Genomic DNA, 20,346 nt, shown 5'->3' with positions numbered 1-20,346 from the left:
TTTTCCGGGAAGGAGGAATAGTGATGAAGAGGACCCATGAAATTCGGATGGCGATGACGGGTGATTCGTTTATTACTCAGCGTTTGCCGAGAGATGATGCGTCTCTGCAGGCGATCCGGGAACTGCTGATGGATGCGGACGTGCGGTTCACCAATCTTGAAACGACGGTGCATAACTTTGATGCCTACCCGTCTGCAGCAAGCGGCGGAACGTGGGCGGCTTCGCGGCCGAGTGTTCTGAAAGACTTGCGCTGGCTGAATTTTAACTTGCTCGCCTGCGCAAACAATCATTCTCTCGATTGGTCGCACAATGGTTTGCTGCAGACGATTCATTATCTCAGTCAAGAAGACTGGACATTTGCCGGCATCGGCAGCAATCTGGCTGAAGCAGGCCGGCCGTGCTATCTGGATACAAAAAATGGCCGGGTTGCCTTAATTTCCGTCACTGCGACATTTGAGAACTGGCATCGGGCAGGCGAGCAGCGTCCTGACGTGATCGGCAGGCCGGGGATCAATCCGCTCGGACATCATGCGATTCATTACGTTCCCGACCGCTGGATGCAGGTGCTGAAACAGATCGATCAGCAGACGGACATTGATGCGAAAGCCAATCTTGACATAATAGAAGGTTTTAAATCCGGCAACGGCGGCAGTTTTTGCGTTGGAGGAGCAGAATTCCGTTTGGGGAAACCGGGGACGTCAACCTTGATGGACCGCGGGGACGCTGAAAGAATCGGCCGTTCTATCCGCGAAGCTTCGCGTCAGGCAGACGTTGTGTTCATCAGCATCCATTCCCATGAAATGAGAGGGATGGATAAAGAACAACCGGCGGAATTTATCAGACAGTTCGCGAGATTCTGTATTGATCAGGGAGCACAGGCGCTGATCGGACATGGGCCCCATGTGCTTCGCGGAATCGAACTTTATAAAGGATGCCCGATTTTTTACAGCCTGGGCGATTTTATTTTTCAAAATGATACCGTTGAAAGGCAGCCGGCTGAGTTTTATGATCTTTATCACCTTGACTCGGACAGTACACCGGCGGATGGTTTTGATGCCCGCAGCGATCATGGAAACAGGGGCCTTGCTGCGAATCCGAAAGTCTTTGAATCGGTTATTGGATCGATGATCTTAGAGAATGGCCGGGTTGAAGAAATCCGGCTGACGCCCATCACAATGGGATTTGATAAGCCGCGATCAGGCAAGGGCCGCCCATCCCTGGCTTCTTCTTCCGACGGCACACGGATCATCGGACGCTTGAAAAAGCTGTCGGAACCTTTTGGGACAAAGATCTCAATCAGAGAAGGGATTGGCTGCATTTCAATAAGAGAGAATCAGCGGGTCAGTGAATTAAGCGAGGATGGCGATAGAAATGGTGAAGATCAATCGATGGAAACAGACTTTTGATCGCATGAATCAGTTCGGAAAAACAGATAATGGAATGACTCGGCTAGCTTACAGTAAAGAAGAGCAGGGGGTGACGGATTGTTTCATCGCCTGCTGCCGGGCATCGGGATTGGCTGTCACATTTGACCCGGCCGGAAATGTGATCGCGAGACGTCCGGGAGAGGATCCCGATTTGCCGGCCGTCGGACTCGGCTCGCATCTGGATACCGTATATGAAGGCGGCCAATACGACGGGGTTGTCGGGACACTGGCTGCTCTTGAAATTGTCCGTGACTTAAATGACCGCAAGATCCGGACGAGGCGGCCGATTGATATTTTCTCCTTTGCCTGTGAAGAATCTTCTCGTTTTGGATTTTCGATGATCGGGAGTAAACTGATGGCCGGCCTGATCAAAAAAGAAGATATTGCAAAATTAACGGACAAACAAGGCGAAACCATTCAGTCGATTTTTACTCGCCGCGGTTTAGATTTTGATAAAGTTGAAGAGGCCGGACGATCGCCGAATTCACTGGCTGCTTTTCTGGAATTGCACATTGAACAGGGACCGATTCTCGAGGCGCAAAACAGGGAAATCGGTGTGGTGACCGGCATCGCCGCGCCGACCCGGTTTTCCATATGTGTCAAAGGACACGCCGCCCATTCCGGATCAACGCCAATGAATCAGCGCCATGATGCGTTAATCGGAGCCGCCGAGATAGCGCTCGAACTGGAAAAGGCGGCAAGACGGGAGATGGCATACGGGACCGTGGCGACGGTCGGCGACATTGAAATTGAACCCGGAGCTATGAACGTTGTACCGGGTGAGACAAATCTGAAGGTAGACATCCGCAGTATTTCCAGGCCTTCGAAAAACAGGGTTGTTCAGCATCTGTATGAAACGATTGACCGGCTCGAACAGACGCGTCACTTGAGAATCGAACGGACGATGATCAGTGACGAGGAACCCGTCCGTTTGGATGGGCAGGTTATCGCTTCTTTTGAGAAGGCCTGCAAGAAATTGAAAGCCAGCTATGTAAAGATGCCGAGCGGCGCCGGCCACGATACGATGAACATGGCTGCGCTCTGTCCCGCCGGCATGATTTTTATTCCGTCTGTCGGGGGTATCAGCCATCATCCGGATGAACATACCGACCTGTCTCAAATCGTCAAAGGGATTGAGATCCTGGAGGAAACGGTGCTTCAGTGGGCGGAATCCCCTTCGGATGCCGACAGCGGGGAAGGAACAACGTATGAAAAATCTTCACTCTAAGATTCTTTTCAATCGGCCGGTGAACGATCGTTACTGGAAAATGGCCGTCGATGCTGCGGCACTTGAAGAGCCTGTCAGCCCCGGACAGTTTTTTCATATCCGCTGCAGCGACAACTGGAAAAATCTGCTGCGCCGGCCGTTCAGTATTTATCATTTTGATCGCCGTACGCGGATTCTGGAATTTCTTTATCTGGTAAAGGGGCCGGGGACACAGGCATTAACGGGAAGGAAGCCGGGGGAGACGCTCGATATGATCGGACCGCTCGGCAAGCCATTTACGCTTCCCGCCGGAGATGCGCCGATTTTGCTCGTGGCCCGAGGCGTAGGAGTAGCGACGCTTCATGCGCTGGCCCGGTCCGCAGCGGCGGACGGCAGCAGGACGGTTGCTATTGTCAGTGCCCGAAGACGTGAAGACCTGCTTGCCGTCGATGATTTGAAACAGTCCGGCGCTGCGGTATACGCCGTAACGGACGAAGATGGGACAAGTGCCGTGGATCAGGTTAAAAGACTGGCGGAAAAGCTGATTGAAAACGATGGTTTTTCTGCAGTTTATACGTGCGGATCGAGAAGGCTGGCGAAATTAATCCAGAACCTGGCAGTTTCCCGCAATCTGTATGGCGAAATAGCTATGGAAGCCCGTATGGCCTGCGGCCTGGGCGACTGTTACGCCTGCGCGTGCCCGGTCCGCAGAGAAAGAGGAATTGAAATGGCGCGGATCTGCTGCGAAGGTCCCGTTTTTCCGCTTCGCCAGGCGATACTTTCATGACCCGGAGGCCGGATTTATCAATAAAAATCAGTCGATTGATGTTAAAAAATCCGATTATGCCGGCATCCGGCACGTTTGGCATGGAAATGTCGCCTTTCATCGATTTTAACCGGTTGGGGGCGATCGTTCCCAAAAGCATCACGCTGAACGAACGGCCGGGAAACAAGGGCCCGCGTATTTGCGAAACTGAGGGCGGCATGATCAATTCGATCGGTATTCAGAGCAAGGGTATCGATTATTATATTGACTCGATCATCCCGGATTTCGCGAAGTACAATGTCCCGCTTATTGCCAGCATATCAGGCGATACGATCGATGAATTTGCCGTTCTGGCGCAACGCCTGAGCGAAATAGAAAAAGTCGCGGCTCTTGAACTGAATATCTCATGTCCGAACCTGCGCAACGACGGCATTGCTTTCGGCATGAACGAGAAAACAACGGAAGAATTAGTCGGGACAGTCAGGCAGGCAACGGACAGGCCGCTGATTGTCAAATTGTCGCCTAATGTCACGCATATACAGGATATAGCCTGTGCGGCGGAAAAAGGCGGGGCCGATGCGCTGACGGTTGCCAATACGTTTCTAGCGATGGCGATCGATACTGAGACACGCCGGCCCAAGATCGGCAACCTGATGGGCGGATTTTCCGGGCCGGCAGTCAGGCCGCTGATCATCCGGCTGATTTTTCAGGTTCATCAGGTTACAGCCCTTCCGATCATCGGAAGCGGCGGCGTCATGACGGGCCGGGATGTGATTGAAATGATGCTGGCTGGTGCATCGGCCGTCCAGGTCGGCACCGCGAATTTTATTAGGCCGGCCGCGATGCTGGACATTATTGACGAAGTGACCGACTACATGATCAGACATCACATTGATCGAATTGCGGATCTTGTTGGGAAAATCGATTTAGATGAGAGGGAAAAAGGATGATATGGGATTATGTCGTTAAAAATGGTCAACTTGTCACGCCCGATCAGTCGTTTCAAGCAAATATTTATATCAAGGACGGCCGGATTGCAGCCATTTCCGACCGGCTGTTGGAGGGTACGGCAAAAAAAGAAACGGATGCGAGCGGCAAATATGTTTTGCCGGGGCTGATCGACATTCACGTCCATTCCAGAGATCCGGGCCCGACTTATAAGGAAGATTTTTTTCATTCCACTCAGGCGGCGGCTGCGGGCGGGATTACCACTGTTTTTGAAATGCCGAATACGACCCCTCCGACAAACAATGTGGAAAATTTTCATCGGCAGGTTGCCAATCTGACCGGCAAAGCACATGTTGATTTTGCTGTCTGGGCGCTTTGCCTCGGGCATCTGAACAATGCGGATATTCCCGCTCTCCATGAGGCGGGAGCCGTCGGATTCAAATTCTTCTGGGGTTATGCCATTAACAAAAAGACGTTCCAGCTGACGTATAATTACAAACCGGGTATGGATGACGTCATTCCGCCTTTTTCCGACGGCGAAGTGTATGGGATTTTCCAGACCGTAGCTAAAACTGGGAATGTTCTCGCCATTCATGCCGAGGACAGCAGCCTGATCCAGGCTCTGACTGAAAAAGTGGAAAAATCCGGACGCAGAGACTATGATGCCCTGCTGGAGGGGCGTCCCAATCTGGCTGAGGAAATCACCATTCAAATGGCCCTGTCATTCGCCCGCGAATCGGGTGCCCGTCTGCATGTGCTGCATGTCAGCACGGGAGAAGGGGCTGAACTTGTCCGGCAGGCGAAGGCGAAAGGCTATCCGGTGAGTGCCGAAACGTGTCCGCATTATCTGTTCCTGAGCAATGAAGATTATCCGCGAGTCGGCCCGGTCCTTAAAGTCTATCCGCCCGTTAAATACAAGAAGGATCAAGAGCGCCTGTGGAGAGGGATCGCCGACGGCACGATTACGATTGTATCTTCCGATCATGCGCCGCACACGGCGGAGGAAAAAGACGGCGATCTCTGGTCGATCCCCGCAGGCATGTGCGGCACGGAGACACTTGCGCCGCTGATGCTGAACGCAGTCAATGAGGGACGCCTTTCGCTTCAGAAACTGACCGCTCTTCTGTCGGAAAATCCGGCTAAACGGTTTGGCATATATCCGCAGAAAGGATCGCTTGAGGTCGGAACCGATGCCGATCTGACGATTGTCGACATGGATCAGGAAACAGTAATCAAAGCCGAAAATCTGCACAGTAAAAGCAAGGTGACCGCTTTTGACGGCCGGCCGATCAAGGGATTGCCGATCGAAACCGTTGTTCGCGGCGAAACCGTCATGAAGAACGGAGAAATTGTCCATACCCCGTTCGGCCGTCTGGTTATCCCGAAAAAATAAGAGAAAAATAGGCAGGAGTCCTTCATTGGAAGAATTGCTGCTTCTTTTTGCAATACTTTGAAATCGTTTACATTTAAAGGATCTTTAGATGAAAAAATTTTTGAATGATTGTTACGATCCGGCTTTCGCACCTTAGTATGAACGGATGAAGCCTGATGTCATTGAGCAAACCTGTTATCCGCTGCACCCGCCGCCTCTTAATTGATTTATTGATCTTCTGATTTGTTGTAAGAAGTCCATCATCAAAAATTTTGAAATGAGTATCCCCCTCAATTCATGTATCCCGCCGGGCCGCAGCATGAAAGCGCCATCGATTTTTCCGAAAAACAATCGGTTTGCGCGAGCGGCAGTCTGGTGTTCTGAATGTTCATGCGAACGGCGATGGATTCCGCTGAAAAAAGAGGGACATCCTGCGCGGACAGGCGTTACATGGCGGAAACACCCGTTTTTTTCGCGTATTCTTGTAAATCATCGGAGAACGAGGGTGTATCATCGATAAATCGCCGCTTACCTTTGGTAAAGTGCAAAATATTAACCGGCAGAAAATCAGACGGACTGCAATTAATAAGTGCGAATGATCGGAACAGCAAGTTGTACCCGATTGACTGAATCAACCGCGGCAGGCAGTTTAACAGTTTATCAGCCGCCGCACCGAATCCGGTTTCAGACGCACCGAAACGGGAGAAAGTCGCACCGAAACGAGCTATAGACGCACCGAAAAGCCGGGAAGACGCACCAAACAAGAGAGGTCGCACCGAATCCGGCTTCAGCCGCACCGAACCGCCGAAGAGTCGCACCGAATCCGGCTTCAGCCGCACCGAAACGGGAGAAAGTCGCACCGAATCCGGCAGGAGTCGCATCGAAATGCCGGGAAGACGCACCAAACCAGAGCAGTCGCACCGAAACGAGCTATAGCCGCACCGAAATGCAGAATAGTTGCACCGAATCCGGCTTCAGACGCACCGAAACGGGAGAAAGTCGCACCGAAACGAGCTATAGACGCACCAAACAAGAGCGGTCGCACCGAATCCGGCTCCAGCCGCACCGAAATGCAGAATAGTTGCACCGAATCCGGTAGGAGTCGCACCGAAAAGCCGGGAAGACGCACCAAACAAGAGCAGTCGCACCGAATCCGGCTCCAGCCGCACCGAAATGCAGAATAGTTGCACCGAATCCGGCAGGAGTCGCACCGAAAAGCCGGGAAGACGCACCGAACCAGAGCAGTCGCACCGAATCCGGTTCCAGTCGCACCGAAATGCAGAATAGTCGCACCGAATCCGACCACAATCCGACGCTGTTTTTCGGTCGACGCCGGCGTTTAATCGGTCTTTGCAGGTACACCCGGTTCATCAACCGCGACAGGAAGTTTGTCGACTGCTGCAGAAGTTTGTTCATTGCGGAAACGCTCTCCGTCTTTCAAGAGAACGATGATTTCAGGAAGAGTCGATCATCAGTTGACGGCACAACAGACAATAAGCTAAAGGGATACTCGTATTTGAATACGAGATTTTGTCTCGAGATTTACACGGTGAAGCTTGAATATTTGTCTGACAAATTTTATGATTAGTTTTCCTGAAAATATTGTATGAGTCCATATCCCGCAGAAACAAAAAATACAATGCAACGGCTGTCAATCAGATTAAAATTGAAATGGTGCCGACGGCTGCTTAAAGATAAGTTGAATAGGATCACCCTTTCCGTTTGACTTTCAGGGCGCGCTGTGACATTATGTAGCATGTATTACGAGACTCGAAATTTACGTATATCGTATTATATAGATAGATTAGAAGAGAGGCAGACGGATGGATGAAAACATGATAGTCCATAAACTAATTGACCTTGTTCAGTACAAGGATATTTATCAGCAGCAGAGCTCTGGAATCAAACCGCAGGATATGTATGTCCTTGAAAGAATCTATTTTCATAAAACCGTTCAGATCAGGGATCTCACAAAAGACTACGGTATTCCGCCGTCCACCCTTACCGGAATATTGGACAGGCTGGAGCGTAAAAAGTATATCCGGCGTATCAGAAAGGCTAATGACAGACGGGCGATTGAGCTCGTAGCTTCAGACGAGGGCGATGCCGTTTTGCAGAGACATATATGTGAAGACAGACTCTTCGCCCGGAATCTGTTCAATACTCTTCCGCCTGAGCAGCGCCAGCAGCTTTTGAGCCTTTTGGATGAACTGCTCATCAACGTGAGCAGAGAAAATCTGTTTCATGAGGGTGGATAAAAGGGAGGGTTTGTATTGGCTCAGATAGAATTCCAGAACGTCTCTTACCGCCATGAAAAAAAATCCATACTTAAAGACATTTCAATGAATGTTGAGCCGGGCGATTATATTTCTATCATGGGGCCTTCCGGCAGTGGAAAAAGTACGTTCTTAAAACTTTGCTGCCACCTGATCAGCCCGACCGGGGGCAGGATTTTGTTTAACAATGAAGATCTTATGCGGCAGGATCCCATTCAAATAAGAGAAAAAATCAGCTACTGTTTTCAGACGCCTGTGCTTTTTGGAGAAACGGTAAGGGATAATTTATCGTTCGTCTATTCCATCCGCAAACGTGCTGCAGACTGGAAGAGGGTGGATTTTCTCTTTTCCCGGTTTAATATGAGCCGGGATTATCTGAATCATAAGATTGAGGGCCTTTCCGGCGGAGAGAAACAAAGGATCGCCCTGATCCGGACTTTGCTTTTCAGGCCTGATGTTTTGCTGCTTGATGAAGTGACTTCGGCTCTTGATGCCGATAACACGCTCATCGTGGAGAGGGCAATTGAGGCGCTGAATCAGGAGGGGATAACCATTCTATGGGTGACACACAATCCTGAACAAGGAAAAAAATACGCCGGCAAGCTATTGACCATAGAGGACGGTCAAATAAAATCATTGGAGAAACTCAGATGAACGAAGCCAATGTCAGTATCACTTCCCTTCTTATTGCGTCTTCACTTGTGATGGTCTCTTTGCTTTTTTCCTATTTTCAGAAGCTCAGACTAGAGAAAGAAACCTTGATTAGTGTCATTAGAGCTATTATCCAGCTTATTGCGGTCAGCTATATCCTTGAGTATATTTTTGGCCTGAACAATCCGTTATTTACGACATTGCTGATTGTGATTATGACGTTTAATGCCGCGTATAACGCATCCAAAAGAGGAAAGGGAATGAAAAACGGGCTTCTCGTCTCCTTCGTATCAATTGCGGCTGGAGCCGGGATGACCCTGTCCGTCCTGGTCCTTTCAGGTGCGATTAAATATCAGCCCAATCAGATCATTCCGGTCGGCGGGATGATTATAAGCAATGCCATGGTTGCGCTTGGGCTATGCTTCCGCCAGCTGTCTGCCGACTTTAAAAGCAGACGGGATGAGGTGGAAACCAAGCTCTCGCTTGGAGCGGATATTCTGCCGTCCTCCATTGAAATTATCCGTGATTCGATCCGGACGGGCATGCTTCCAACGATTGATTCAGCCAAAACACTTGGAATCGTTTCTCTGCCGGGCATGATGACGGGGCTCATTCTCGCCGGGATTTCGCCTCTTCAAGCGATCCGCTATCAGATTATGGTGACTTTCATGCTACTGTCGACAACGGCAATATCTTCCTTTATCGCTTGCTATCTTTCTTACAGGAACTTTTTCAATAAACGGAAGCAGCTGCAGTAAAGATAAGATCATCCAACAACGGTTAATAACACATAATCACGATCCTGAAAAAAATCATAGGAAAAAATAAAGCCGCTGAAAAGTCATAAAAATTTACGAGGGCATCATTTCTCACATAAAGTGCAGAAATGGTGCCCCTTTCCTTTATAATTGAAATATTCATGATCAAGCAGGCGGTACGATAAATCTCCAGCAATCGTCCATGATCCTGAGCTCATGCATAGAACTTTACGACTTGATTGTTCCAAGAACAATCTTTTGCGGGAAATGAATGAACCTGTTTCTTTTTCTTTTGTGATTAACGAACTAAAAAAATGACCCATTTTTTATTAAGCAGATGTATTCATGCCCGGTGAAGATATTGCTGTGCTTTATCCCCACAATAAGATGGCGCTCACCGGAGTCTCATTTTCAACCGCGGATGCGGCAGTCTGCTCTGCTCTGATCATCCAATCTGACAAAAACAAAGGAAAATCGATAACACGCGAGGCATTAATATCGCAGTTAAAGGGTGACCTGGAAATGAATCGTCCATTTGATTTAGGCTATATAGTTATCATTGTTGCGATGATATTACGAATCTTATTGAATATTCTTGTGATCATTTTCATTATACTGGCAATCATCAACTGGCTTCGGAAAAGACAGGGGGAAACGGGCATTTCCTTAAAAATTCTCGTGATTGCTACCCTGATCGTATTCATTTTGAATATAGCGGTTTTCATTTTGGCCGGTTTGCTGCCCTCATCATCCACATCCATTATGTGAAAACAAGCGGCTTCCTTCTTTCTGTTAGCTTATGAAAATAGTCGCAGTGAATGAAAATCCCGGATTGAATTCGGAATCATTCTTGACGCACGGCGCCCTGGGGTGAGACAATAAAAGCTGATAACTATTATAGTGTTATAGTGTGTTGGAAAAGCGAGCAGCCGATGCCCGCTTTTTTTGAAAGCGAGGGATCCATCATGTCTTTTGACGGCATTGTCACCCGCGCCGTTGTCCGGAGTCTGCAGGACTTCGTCGGCGGACGGGTTGCAAAAATATATCAACCGACGGCAACCGATCTGATTTTTCATCTGCGTTCCAGGAGTGCGCACGGAAAGTTGCTGATTTCCGTCAATGCAGCGTTTGCGCGGCTGCATCTGACCCGCCTGACTGAAGGAAATCCGCAGGAGCCGCCGATGTTCTGCATGTTGCTGCGCAAGCATCTGGAAGGCAGTGTGATTGAGCGGATCGAACAGGTTGGACTGGAGCGGATTGTTCACATCGATTTCCGAACGCGCAATGAACTCGGAGACTTATCGGAGAAACAGCTGATTATCGAATTAATGGGCCGGCACAGCAACGTCATTCTGATCGACAAAGATTCGGGCCGGATCATCGACAGCGTGAAGCATCTGACGTCCGCTGTCAACCGTTACCGGACGGTGCTGCCGGGTGAAACCTATGTCGCTCCGCCCGATCAGGGAAAACTGAATCCGCTGGAGATGCCGGTGAAGGATCTGATCAGCCAGCTGGAATGGAATGGCGGGCGGATCGACCGCCAGATCGTCGGTGCCGTCAGCGGTTTCTCGCCGCTGATCGGCAGTGAAATTGTCCATCGGGCCGGCCTGCCTTATCAGGAGGCGATTGCCCGTGCTTTTGAGATCGTGCAGGCCGCGATCCGCAATCATGACTATCGTCCGAATATTATCTATGGCAAAGGCGGCAGAGATGAGTGCCATGTGCTTGACCTGACTCACCTGGAAGGCAAGAAGCAAGAATTCTCCGATGTGAATGAAATGCTTGATCATTTTTATGTGGTAAAGGCGGAAACGGATGCCGTTAAGCAGAAAGCCGGCGATCTCAGCCACTTTATCGCACTGGAACTGAAAAAAAACAAAGCGAAACTGAAGAAACTTGAGAAGACCGTGCGGGAAGCGGACAATGCCGATACCTACCGCCTGTACGGCGAGCTGCTGACGGCGAACATGCACCGTTTCAAAAGGGGGGACCGCGCAGTCGAGGCCGTCAATTACTATGACGGCAATCAGGCGACCGTCACGATTCCTCTGAATCCGAACCGGACACCGTCGGGAAACGCCCAGGCTTGGTTTAAAAAATACAACAAAGCGAAGACCGCCAAACGGGTTGTCCGCGATCAGATCGGCCGGACAAAAGAGGAAATTGTCTATTTTGATAATCTGATGCAGCAGGTGGAAACGGCTTCGCTCAAGGACATCGCCGGGATCCGCGAGGAGCTTGAAGAGGGGGGCTATCTGAAAAAGAAACGGCCCGCCCGCGGGAAAAAGAAAAAAACGCGCCCCGAAATCGACCGCTATTATGCGTCGGACGGAACAGAGATCCTCGTTGGCAAAAATAACAAACAGAATGATTATCTGACGACAAAAGTAGGCGGGCGCGAAGAGGTGTGGCTGCACACAAAAAATATTCCGGGCTCGCATGTCGTGATCCGATCGGAACAGCCGAGCGAACGGACGCTTGCCGAAGCGGCGGCGCTGGCCGCTTTTTTCAGCAAATCGCGGCTGGGAAGCGGCGTCCCTGTTGACTATACAAAAGTAAAGTTCGTGAAAAAGCCGGGCGGCGCGAAACCCGGATTCGTCATCTATACGGATCAGAGGACACTCTATGTGACCCCGGATGAATCGCTTGTCCTGAAATTAAGGAAGAAACCCGAAGCCGAGGGGCAGGGCGGGTAAAGTTCTCCGCAGCGGCCGCAAAAATGACAAAAAACAGGTCGACATATTTTGCGGGTTTGCTTGCTTCAAAGGTGCTGTTTTGTTTAAAATGAGAGGGTGGAAGTGATTGGATGATAAACAGCATGACCGGTTTCGGCGCGGCATCGCTCAAACAGGATGAGACGACTGTCCGGGTTGAGCTGAAATCAGTGAATCATCGCTTTTTCGATCTTTCTCTCAACATCCCCAGACCTTTATTCTATCTGGAAGATAAAATCAGGAAGACCGTTCATTCCTATATTAAGAGAGGTGCGCTGACTCTTTTTTTAATGATCGACGGCAGTAAAGCCGTTGCCCCGCAGGTCGGTACGAATTGGCAGGTCGTCGATCAGTATCTGGACGCGGCCAGAGAAATGGAACGGCGCTGCGGCGGAAAAGAATGGGACTTCAGCAATATCCTGCTTTTACCAGGTGTTTTTTCCGTCCGGGAGGCAGACGGGTCGGCGGCGAGAGCAATGGAGCCGCTTGTCCTGAAGACGATCGGCCGGGCCTGCGAACAGCTTGTCGGGATGAGGCGGAGGGAAGGCGCCCGGCTCGGCGAGGATCTTCGAAAAAAGGTTGATTGGGTCGAACAGCAGATTTCCGAGCTCGCGGGATTTGCACCTCGCGTGCATGAAGCTTATGAGCAGCGGCTCAGGCATGATGTGTCTGACTTTCTGGGAAATCATTATGCGATCGATGAGGAGAGGCTGATGAATGAAATCGCCGTTTTTGCAGATAAGTCGGCGGTTGATGAAGAGCTGATCCGGATGAAGAGCCATCTTTCCCAATTCCGGGCTTTACTTGACGAGCCCCTGCCGGTCGGCCGCCGGCTTGACTTTCTTATTCAGGAAATGAACCGCGAAATGAATACAATCGGTTCGAAGGGAAACAGTGCCGAAGTGAGCGGAAGGGTTGTATCCATTAAAGGCGAGGTTGAAAAACTAAGGGAGCAGGTTCAGAATGTTGAATGACGTTATCACGAACAGGGAAGTGATTGTGCTGTGATCAGATTAATCAATATAGGATTCGGGAATATTGCGTCCGCGGGCAGAATTGTCTCGATTATCAGTCCCGAATCGCAGCCGATCAAGCGGCTGATCAAAGTCGCCCGGGATCATAATAAACTGATCGATGCCACATACGGCCGAAGGACCCGGGCGGTTATTGTCATGGATAGTGACCACGTCATCCTTTCTTCTGTGCAGCCGGAGACGGTTTCCCAGAGATTGATTCAGCATGACGATGTGACGGATGATGCATGAAAGGTTGGAGGTCTGTGCATGAGTTTTAAGGAGAAAGGGCTGCTGGTTGTTCTTTCGGGACCGTCCGGAGTCGGAAAGGGAACAGTCTGCAAGGCATTAAGAGAGAGAGGAAGTTCCCTTCAATATTCCATTTCTGTGACGACCAGAAAACCGAGAGAAGGCGAGATCGACGGGGTTCACTATTTTTTCAGGACCCGCGGACAGTTCCAGCAAATGATCAAAAAGGGGCAGCTGTTGGAATGGGCCGAATATGTCGGTAATTTTTACGGCACTCCGGTTGATTACGTGAAGAGCACTCTCGATAACGGGAAGGACGTCATTCTGGAAATTGAGGTCCAGGGAGCTCTTCAAGTCAAACATCGCTTTCCGGACGGCCTCTTTATTTTCCTTGCGCCGCCGGATCTGAAAGAATTGAAAAAACGGATTATCGGACGGGGCACGGAAACGGCCGAACTGATAGAAAGCAGAATGACCGTCGCCAGATCGGAGATGGAACTCATGCAGAACTATGACTACGTCGTCGAGAACGATCAGGTGGAAAAAGCCTGCGACCGGATTGAGGCAATTGTGCTTGCGGAACATTGCCGGGTGGATCGGCTGATTGAAAAGTATCAAAAAAATGAAGGAGCTGATGGACTATGATGATTTATCCGTCCATTGATAGTTTATTGGAGAAGGTCAACTCAACTTATACGCTGGTCACGCTTTCAGCGAAACGTGCACGCCAGCTTCAGGACGGAACGGGCCATTTGATGGTCGAACATCCGCGTTCCGATAAAGCGATCGGCCAGGCCCTTGAAGAAATCAACGCCGGCCTTCTGTATTACAAAAACTGATCATCCGGGCTCTGATCGGATACATCAACAACCTTTCTGCAGGTTGTTGTTTTTTGTACAACCGCAGGGTAACGGGCTTTCAAACTAAAAAACGGGATTTACCGATCGTCAGCGCGTAGAGAAAGATCCGGCGTTGCGAGGAAAGGGGAGAAAAAAATGACGCTTTCCGGGAAAAAAATTGTGCTCGGCCTGACCGGCGGCATAGCTGCATATAAAGCCGCCGAACTTTCGAGCCTGCTTGTGAAATCGGGAGCAATCGTCGATGTGGTCATGACCGAAGCTGCCAAGCGTTTTATTGGCGAGGCGACTTTTCAGGCACTGACACGCCGGCCGGTTTATGAAAGTGTGTTCGCGGAAAAAAGAGAGGGGCAGATCGCCCATATTGATCTTGCCGATACGGCGGATCTGCTGCTTGTCGCTCCGGCGACGGCAAATATGATTGGAAAACTGGCGGCGGGCCTGGCCGACGATATGCTTTCGACAGTGATTCTGGCGTCCAAGGCTCCGGTATGGATTGCTCCGGCCATGAACGTGAACATGTATGCTCATCCTGCTGTTCAAAAAAATCTTCGGACACTTGAGGAGTTCGGCTATCGGCTGATCGGTCCCGATCAGGGGAGACTGGCGTGCGGCTGGACCGGGAAGGGGCGGCTGGTTGAACCGAAAGCCCTGTTCGCGGAAATCGAGGCCTACTTTGCCGGCACCGGGCCGGCCGATTTGCTGCCTGCGCTTAATGGAAAGAAGATTCTGGTTACTGCGGGCCCGACATTGGAAGCGATCGATCCTGTGCGCTATTTCAGCAATCACTCAAGCGGTAAAATGGGCTATGCCGTTGCCTGTGCCGCCAAACGGGCGGGCGCCGAAGTGACGCTTATAGCCGGTCCTACCCAGCTGGAAGCGCCTCAGGATGTTCCTGTCATTAAAGTGAATTCGGCTCGTGAGATGTACGAAGCGGTGGTCAAACGGTTTGAAACCGTCGATGCTGTTGTTAAAGCGGCCGCAGTGGCTGATTATCGGCCGGAGACGGTCAGCCAACACAAAATCAAAAAGGGCGACGGTCCGCTGGTCGTAACGCTGGTCCGCAATCCTGATATTCTCAAGGAAATCGGCAGCCGGAAAACCCATCAGCTGCTGGTCGGTTTTGCGGCCGAAACGGAGGATCTGGAAACAAACGCAAGGCAGAAGCTGGAGGAAAAGCATCTTGATTTACTTGTCGCCAACCGGGTGGAGGATGGATTCAGAAAAGACACGAACAAGGTCACCTTTTTCTTTGCCGACGGCCGGCGGCAGGCACTCGAACAAATGTCAAAACAGAAGGTTGCCGAGGAGATTTGCCGGGCGCTTGCCGGTCTCCTGGAAACGAGCGTTCTGCATTGATTGCCGAAGTCTATGTTGATATAGCGGCCAGCCCCGTTGACAAGCCTTTCGATTATCAGATTCCTGAAGCGCTTTCTGATTTTGTCAGGCCGGGAATGCGGGTGATCGTACCGTTCGGAAGGACCCGGCGGCTCGGGTTCGTCGTATCGCTTAAAGAAGAATCCTCTTTCGGCAAATTAAAAACCATTGAACGCCTCGTCGACCATCTGCCGGTGCTGACCGGTGAATTACTGGATCTCGGCCGCTGGCTCGCCGATACAACGCTTTGTCCGACCGTTTCCGCCTTTCTGGCGATGCTGCCGGCGGTGATGAAAGCCGACTATCATAAAGGTCTGACGGTTGAAAATCCGGACCGGCTGCGCCAGCGCTTTCCGCAGCTGAGCCGGATTTTTCTCTCTGAAAAGACGATCGAATGGGACACGGTTGAAAAAAAGCATCCTGAACTGTTAAAAGAAGTGAACGAGGCGCTTGATGAAAACATCATTTCCCTGAACCGGCTTGTCGGAAATCAGGCCCGTGCCAGAAAAGTCCTGGCGTTTTCCGCGGCTGTCCCGCGGGAGGAGCTGCTCCGGGCCGAGGGAGAGCTTGACGGACGGTCGAAACGGCAAAAAGAAGCGCTGTCTTTTTTTATCGATCGGCCGCTTCGATTGCCGGTGAACGAACTGATTCATAAATATCATCTGAGCAGAGAAGCCCTGGGGCGATTAGAAAAAAAAGGCTTGCTGAAACGGGAAATGGTTGAGCAGTTCCGCAATCCTTATCGTCGGCCGGGCCCGCCGACCCGTCCGCTTCCTCTGACCGCGGAACAGAATCAGGCACTGGCTCCGATTCTTGGTTCAATCGAAAAGGACGAGCCCCGTGTTTTTCTTTGTCACGGGGTGACGGGCAGCGGCAAGACCGAGATTTATCTTCAGGCCATCCAGAAAGTGATTGCGCTCGGAAAGCAGGCGATTGTGCTAGTTCCGGAAATCTCGCTGACCCCGCAGATGGTGGAGCGTTTCAAGGGACGTTTCGGCGATGAGGTGGCCGTCATGCACAGCGGCCTGAGCCGGGGCGAAAAATACGATGAGTGGCGCAAAATCCGAAAGGGCCTTGTCAAGGTAGCTGTCGGGGCACGATCGGCCGTTTTTGCTCCTTTCGAACGGCTGGGCCTGATTGTGATCGATGAAGAACACGAGACAAGCTATAAGCAGGACGACAGTCCCCGCTACCATGCCCGGGATGTAGCTATTTATCGCGGACGCCGCCACGGCTGTCCCGTCGTGCTCGGCAGCGCGACACCGTCTCTGGAGTCTTTTGCCAGGGCTCAGAAGAAAGTCTATACGCTGCTCACACTGAAAGACCGTTTCAACCATCATCCGATGCCGCCGGTTGAGATTGTCGATCTGCGCGAAGAAATGCGGGCGGGCAACCATTCGATGTTTTCAAGAGCTCTGTTTTTTAAAATCAAGGACCGGCTGGAAAAAAGAGAACAGATCTTACTGTTTCTGAATCGGCGCGGGTATTCGACTTTTGTCATGTGCCGGTCGTGCGGAACCGTGATCAAATGCCCGCACTGCGACATTTCATTGACATACCATCATGCCGGCCGCCTGCTCAAGTGTCATTACTGCGGTTATGAAGAACGGATGCCCGACACCTGTCCGTCGTGCGGCAGCGATTCTATGCGTTATTTCGGAACGGGGACGCAGAAGGTAGAAGCCGAGCTGAATCGCCTGCTTCCCGAGGCACGGGTCATCAGGATGGATGTCGATACGACAAGGCAGAAGGGCGGCCATGAAAAACTGCTGCGCCGGTTCGGTGCGCATCAGGCGGATATTTTGCTTGGGACCCAGATGATCGCCAAGGGCCTTGATTTTCCGAAAGTGACGCTGGTCGGCGTTCTGGCGGCGGATTCGATGCTCCATCTTCCCGACTTCCGGGCATCCGAAAAAACCTTTCAGCTTCTGACGCAGGTTTCCGGCAGGGCCGGCAGACATGATCTTGCGGGAGAGGTTGTCATTCAAAGCTATACGCCGGATCATTATGCCATAGTCGACGCGGCGCATCACGATTATATGCGCTTTTATCACGAGGAAATGCAGCTCCGGCGCCGTCACGGCTATCCTCCGTTCTACTTTCTCGTACTTATTAATCTGACCCATCCGGAACCGGCGCGGGCGGCGGATGCGGCAGAGCGCATTGTCTCGATGCTGAAGAACAACCTGTCGCAATCGGCACGGATATACGGACCCGTTGTTCCCGCGATTGCCAGGATAAAAGATAGATATCGCTATCAGTGCATGGTAAAATACAAAAGAGAGCCTGAACTTTTCCCGATCCTGAAAAAGATCTCGCTGCATTTTCAGAATACGGAAAAAGACGGTCTGCAACTGTCGATCGATCTGAATCCCGTTGTTTTAATGTGAAAACGGAAACGGGCAGAGGACAATAAAGAGGATGATTGAATGAAAGTGATTTTTATGGGAACGCCTGATTTTGCCGTCCCTGTTTTACAAAGACTGCTGGATGATAGAAATTATGAAATCCGCTGCGTGGTGACCCAGCCGGATCGCCCGAAGGGAAGGAAGCACACGCTGACACCGTCCCCGGTCAAACTTTTAGCGCTAAAATATCGGATCCCGGTGCTGCAGCCGGAAAAGGTGCGCGATCCGGAAGCGGTGCGTGAAATTCTGTCCTATAGTCCGGACTTATTGATTACGGCGGCGTACGGCCAGATCCTTCCGCAATCCCTGCTTGAGGCGCCGCCGCTCGGGAGCATAAACGTACATGCTTCCCTTCTCCCCGAATACCGCGGCGCGGCACCGATTCAGCAGGCGGTCATCGATGGAAAGAAGGAATCCGGGGTCACAATTATGTACATGGTCCGCAAACTTGATGCCGGAGACATTCTGACCCAGGTTCGCGTAGCGATTGGCGACAGCGACACGTTCGGCATTCTTCACGACAAACTGAGTGCCGCCGGTAGCGATCTGCTGATGAAGACGCTGCCCGAACTGGCGGCCGGGCGTTTGACGCCGGTGCGGCAGGATGAAGCGAAAGCGACTTTTGCTCCGAGTATCAAGCACGAGGACGAGGCGATCGATTGGAACGAACCCGCGGAAACCGTCCGCAATTTGATACGCGGCCTTAATCCTTATCCGGGCGCTTTTACGCGGCTGGACGGAAAGATCTTTAAAATTTATGCCGCACGGCTTTCAAAACAGAAAACCGCTGCGGCACCGGGCACGGTCATCGATACGGGCGAAGAGGGCTTCCTGGTTGCCGCCGGATCGGGGAGCGTGCTTGAGGTGGCCGAATGCCAGCCGGCCGGGAAAAAACGGATGAGTGCCGCCGATTTTCTGCGGGGAAAAGGACTCGAAATCGGCGCGCTGCTGGGGAAAGAAGCATGACCCGTCATTCGGCACGGGAGACGGCTCTTGATTTGCTGCTCTCGATCACAGAAAATCATGCCTACAGCCAGCTGGCGCTCAATGATGTCTTATCGGGGAGCGGCCTGTCTGTAAGAGACAGAGCTCTGGTGACGACAATTGTCTACGGCGTGCTGCAGCGCAGGCTGACGCTGGATTATTTTCTGTCCGCTTTTACCGGAAGCGATCGCAAACTGGATCAATGGGTCAGGCTGCTCCTGCAGCTCTCTTTTTACCAGAAACTCTATCTGGACCGCATTCCCGATCACGCAATTGTCAACGAAGCGGTGTCGATTGCCAAGCGGCGGGGACATCGGGGAACGGCAGGATTCGTTAATGCTGTATTGAGGCAGTTTCTGCGGCAGGGGGCTCCCGATCTTTCGGCCGTTCTTCCGGAAAGCCGGCGGCTGTCTATCCAGTACAGTACGCCCGAATGGCTGCTGGACATGTGGGAGAAACAGTGGGGCCGGGAAACGTCGCTCAAGATTGCCGAAGCGGGGAACAGGATTCCCTGCACATTTGTCCGTGTCAATCGATTGAAGATTTCCAGAAAGGCGCTGGCGGAAAAGCTGGCAGCAGAAGGTGTCCGTACATCGGCCGGCGGTCTGTCCCCCGACTGTCTGCGGGTCGAGGAGGGCCAGCCGGCGGCAACCGAGGCTTATAAAGCAGGACGGATGACAATTCAGGATCAGAGTTCGATGCTTGTCGCCGATGCCCTTGCCCCCGCGGCGGGGATGACGGTTCTTGATGCGTGCGCGGGACCGGGAGGGAAAACCGCCCATCTTGCCGAGCGGATGGGAAACAAAGGAAAGATTGTCGCACTCGATCTTCATGAGCATCGGACGAAACTGATTGACAAGACTGCCGCGCGCCTTGAAATTTCTATCATTGAAACACGGGCTATGGACGCAAGAAATGCCCTTAAAATCTATGGCGAAGCATCCTTTGACCGTGTGCTTCTGGATGCTCCGTGTTCCGGTTTCGGCGTCATCCGCCGCAAACCGGAAATTAAATGGGAGAAGACACGTGCGGACGCCGAGCGGCTTGTATCGATTCAACGTTCGCTTCTTGAAGCGTCCGCACCCCTGGTCAAAGCGGGCGGATGGCTGGTCTACAGTACGTGTACCATTAATCGTGCGGAAAACGATGACTTGTTGAACCGTTTTTTATCGCAACATCACGATTTTAGTTGGGAACCTGCTTTTTTTTCACGTTTTCCGTCGGCCGTTCAGGCTTGCCGTTTGTCGCCGCAGGCATCGATGCTTCAGCTGATGCCGTTTCAGTTTGGAACGGACGGATTTTTTATCGGATGTTTGAGAAAAAAAAGAATATAATG

The 20,346-nt window shown here is 51.4% G+C and carries 20 protein-coding genes; 18 read left to right on the top strand and 2 right to left on the bottom strand.

The genetic code is table 11. The features are described 5' to 3' along the window. Positions 1-23 precede the first annotated feature (23 nt). From OYT88_RS01020 to allB, 5 genes are read left to right on the top strand one after another with little or no spacing between them, the layout of a single operon-like run. The gene (locus OYT88_RS01020) at positions 24-1,406 is read left to right on the top strand and encodes a CapA family protein (RefSeq protein WP_274397488.1); all 1,383 of its coding nucleotides are present in this window, start codon (positions 24-26) and stop codon (positions 1,404-1,406) included. Beyond that, the gene (locus tag OYT88_RS01015; protein ID WP_274397487.1) at positions 1,372-2,655 is read left to right on the top strand and encodes a Zn-dependent hydrolase; all 1,284 of its coding nucleotides are present in this window, start codon (positions 1,372-1,374) and stop codon (positions 2,653-2,655) included. Before OYT88_RS01020 ends, OYT88_RS01015 begins: the two co-directional genes overlap by 35 nt. Next, positions 2,636-3,421: a dihydroorotate dehydrogenase electron transfer subunit gene (locus tag OYT88_RS01010; protein ID WP_274397486.1), complete on the top strand. Its 786-nt coding sequence runs from the start codon at positions 2,636-2,638 to the stop codon at positions 3,419-3,421. The genes OYT88_RS01015 and OYT88_RS01010 overlap by 20 nt, the downstream gene beginning before the upstream one ends. After that, positions 3,418-4,350 carry a dihydroorotate dehydrogenase gene (locus OYT88_RS01005; RefSeq protein WP_274397485.1) on the top strand — a complete coding sequence of 311 codons (933 nt, stop codon included), beginning with the start codon at positions 3,418-3,420 and terminating at the stop codon, positions 4,348-4,350. Before OYT88_RS01010 ends, OYT88_RS01005 begins: the two co-directional genes overlap by 4 nt. Then, positions 4,347-5,741 carry an allantoinase AllB gene (gene allB / locus OYT88_RS01000; protein ID WP_274397484.1) on the top strand — a complete coding sequence of 465 codons (1,395 nt, stop codon included), beginning with the start codon at positions 4,347-4,349 and terminating at the stop codon, positions 5,739-5,741. Before OYT88_RS01005 ends, allB begins: the two co-directional genes overlap by 4 nt. 425 nt (positions 5,742-6,166) lie before the next feature. Here allB and OYT88_RS00995 read toward each other — a convergent pair whose 3' ends face one another. Continuing rightward, on the bottom strand, positions 6,167-6,625 hold the full coding sequence (locus OYT88_RS00995; protein ID WP_274397483.1) for a hypothetical protein: 459 nt from the start codon (positions 6,623-6,625) through the stop codon (positions 6,167-6,169). Between the two features lie 69 nt (positions 6,626-6,694). Then, positions 6,695-6,868 (bottom strand): hypothetical protein, encoded by a 174-nt coding sequence (locus OYT88_RS00990; protein ID WP_274397482.1) that lies wholly within the window; start codon positions 6,866-6,868, stop codon positions 6,695-6,697. Between the two features lie 675 nt (positions 6,869-7,543). Between OYT88_RS00990 and OYT88_RS00985 the strand changes: the two genes are divergently transcribed. The 13 genes from OYT88_RS00985 (at position 7,544) to rsmB (ending at position 20,344) form a co-directional block, all read left to right on the top strand. Continuing rightward, positions 7,544-7,978, top strand: coding sequence for a MarR family winged helix-turn-helix transcriptional regulator (locus OYT88_RS00985; RefSeq protein WP_274397481.1), 435 nt, complete (start codon positions 7,544-7,546; stop codon positions 7,976-7,978). A 15-nt stretch (positions 7,979-7,993) separates the two neighbouring features. After that, complete coding sequence (locus OYT88_RS00980) at positions 7,994-8,650, top strand: ABC transporter ATP-binding protein (RefSeq protein WP_274397480.1); 657 nt, start codon at positions 7,994-7,996, stop codon at positions 8,648-8,650. Beyond that, positions 8,647-9,405 carry an ABC transporter permease gene (locus OYT88_RS00975; protein ID WP_274397479.1) on the top strand — a complete coding sequence of 253 codons (759 nt, stop codon included), beginning with the start codon at positions 8,647-8,649 and terminating at the stop codon, positions 9,403-9,405. Before OYT88_RS00980 ends, OYT88_RS00975 begins: the two co-directional genes overlap by 4 nt. Positions 9,406-9,750: 345 nt before the next feature. Then, entirely contained in the window at positions 9,751-10,173 is a 423-nt protein-coding gene (locus OYT88_RS00970; RefSeq protein ID WP_274397478.1) for a hypothetical protein, read from the top strand. A 197-nt stretch (positions 10,174-10,370) separates the two neighbouring features. Then, complete coding sequence (locus OYT88_RS00965) at positions 10,371-12,104, top strand: Rqc2 family fibronectin-binding protein (protein ID WP_274397477.1); 1,734 nt, start codon at positions 10,371-10,373, stop codon at positions 12,102-12,104. 110 nt (positions 12,105-12,214) lie between these two features. Next, on the top strand, positions 12,215-13,096 hold the full coding sequence (locus OYT88_RS00960) for a YicC/YloC family endoribonuclease (protein WP_274397475.1): 882 nt from the start codon (positions 12,215-12,217) through the stop codon (positions 13,094-13,096). A 30-nt stretch (positions 13,097-13,126) separates the two neighbouring features. Continuing rightward, entirely contained in the window at positions 13,127-13,387 is a 261-nt protein-coding gene (remA, locus tag OYT88_RS00955) for an extracellular matrix/biofilm regulator RemA (RefSeq protein WP_274397473.1), read from the top strand. A gap of 18 nt (positions 13,388-13,405) precedes the next feature. Next, positions 13,406-14,029 (top strand): guanylate kinase, encoded by a 624-nt coding sequence (gene gmk / locus OYT88_RS00950; RefSeq protein ID WP_274397471.1) that lies wholly within the window; start codon positions 13,406-13,408, stop codon positions 14,027-14,029. Further along, positions 14,026-14,223, top strand: coding sequence for a DNA-directed RNA polymerase subunit omega (gene rpoZ, locus OYT88_RS00945; RefSeq protein WP_274397469.1), 198 nt, complete (start codon positions 14,026-14,028; stop codon positions 14,221-14,223). Before gmk ends, rpoZ begins: the two co-directional genes overlap by 4 nt. Before the next feature lie 156 nt (positions 14,224-14,379). Beyond that, positions 14,380-15,600, top strand: a complete 1,221-nt coding sequence (gene coaBC, locus OYT88_RS00940) for a bifunctional phosphopantothenoylcysteine decarboxylase/phosphopantothenate--cysteine ligase CoaBC (RefSeq protein WP_274397467.1) — start codon at positions 14,380-14,382, stop codon at positions 15,598-15,600. Continuing rightward, positions 15,597-18,008, top strand: coding sequence for a primosomal protein N' (gene priA / locus OYT88_RS00935; protein WP_274397466.1), 2,412 nt, complete (start codon positions 15,597-15,599; stop codon positions 18,006-18,008). Before coaBC ends, priA begins: the two co-directional genes overlap by 4 nt. 39 nt (positions 18,009-18,047) lie before the next feature. After that, positions 18,048-18,992 carry a methionyl-tRNA formyltransferase gene (gene fmt / locus OYT88_RS00930; protein WP_274397464.1) on the top strand — a complete coding sequence of 315 codons (945 nt, stop codon included), beginning with the start codon at positions 18,048-18,050 and terminating at the stop codon, positions 18,990-18,992. Beyond that, positions 18,989-20,344 (top strand): 16S rRNA (cytosine(967)-C(5))-methyltransferase RsmB, encoded by a 1,356-nt coding sequence (gene rsmB / locus OYT88_RS00925; RefSeq protein WP_274397462.1) that lies wholly within the window; start codon positions 18,989-18,991, stop codon positions 20,342-20,344. The genes fmt and rsmB overlap by 4 nt, the downstream gene beginning before the upstream one ends. Positions 20,345-20,346: the final 2 nt, after the last annotated feature.

Origin of the sequence: Sporolactobacillus sp. CQH2019, assembly GCF_028765345.1 — a bacterium.
In the GTDB taxonomy this organism is placed as follows: Bacteria; Bacillota; Bacilli; order Bacillales; family Sporolactobacillaceae; genus Sporolactobacillus.
Note: the sequence above shows the minus strand (reverse complement) of the source record. Positions and strands in the feature narration are given on the sequence as shown.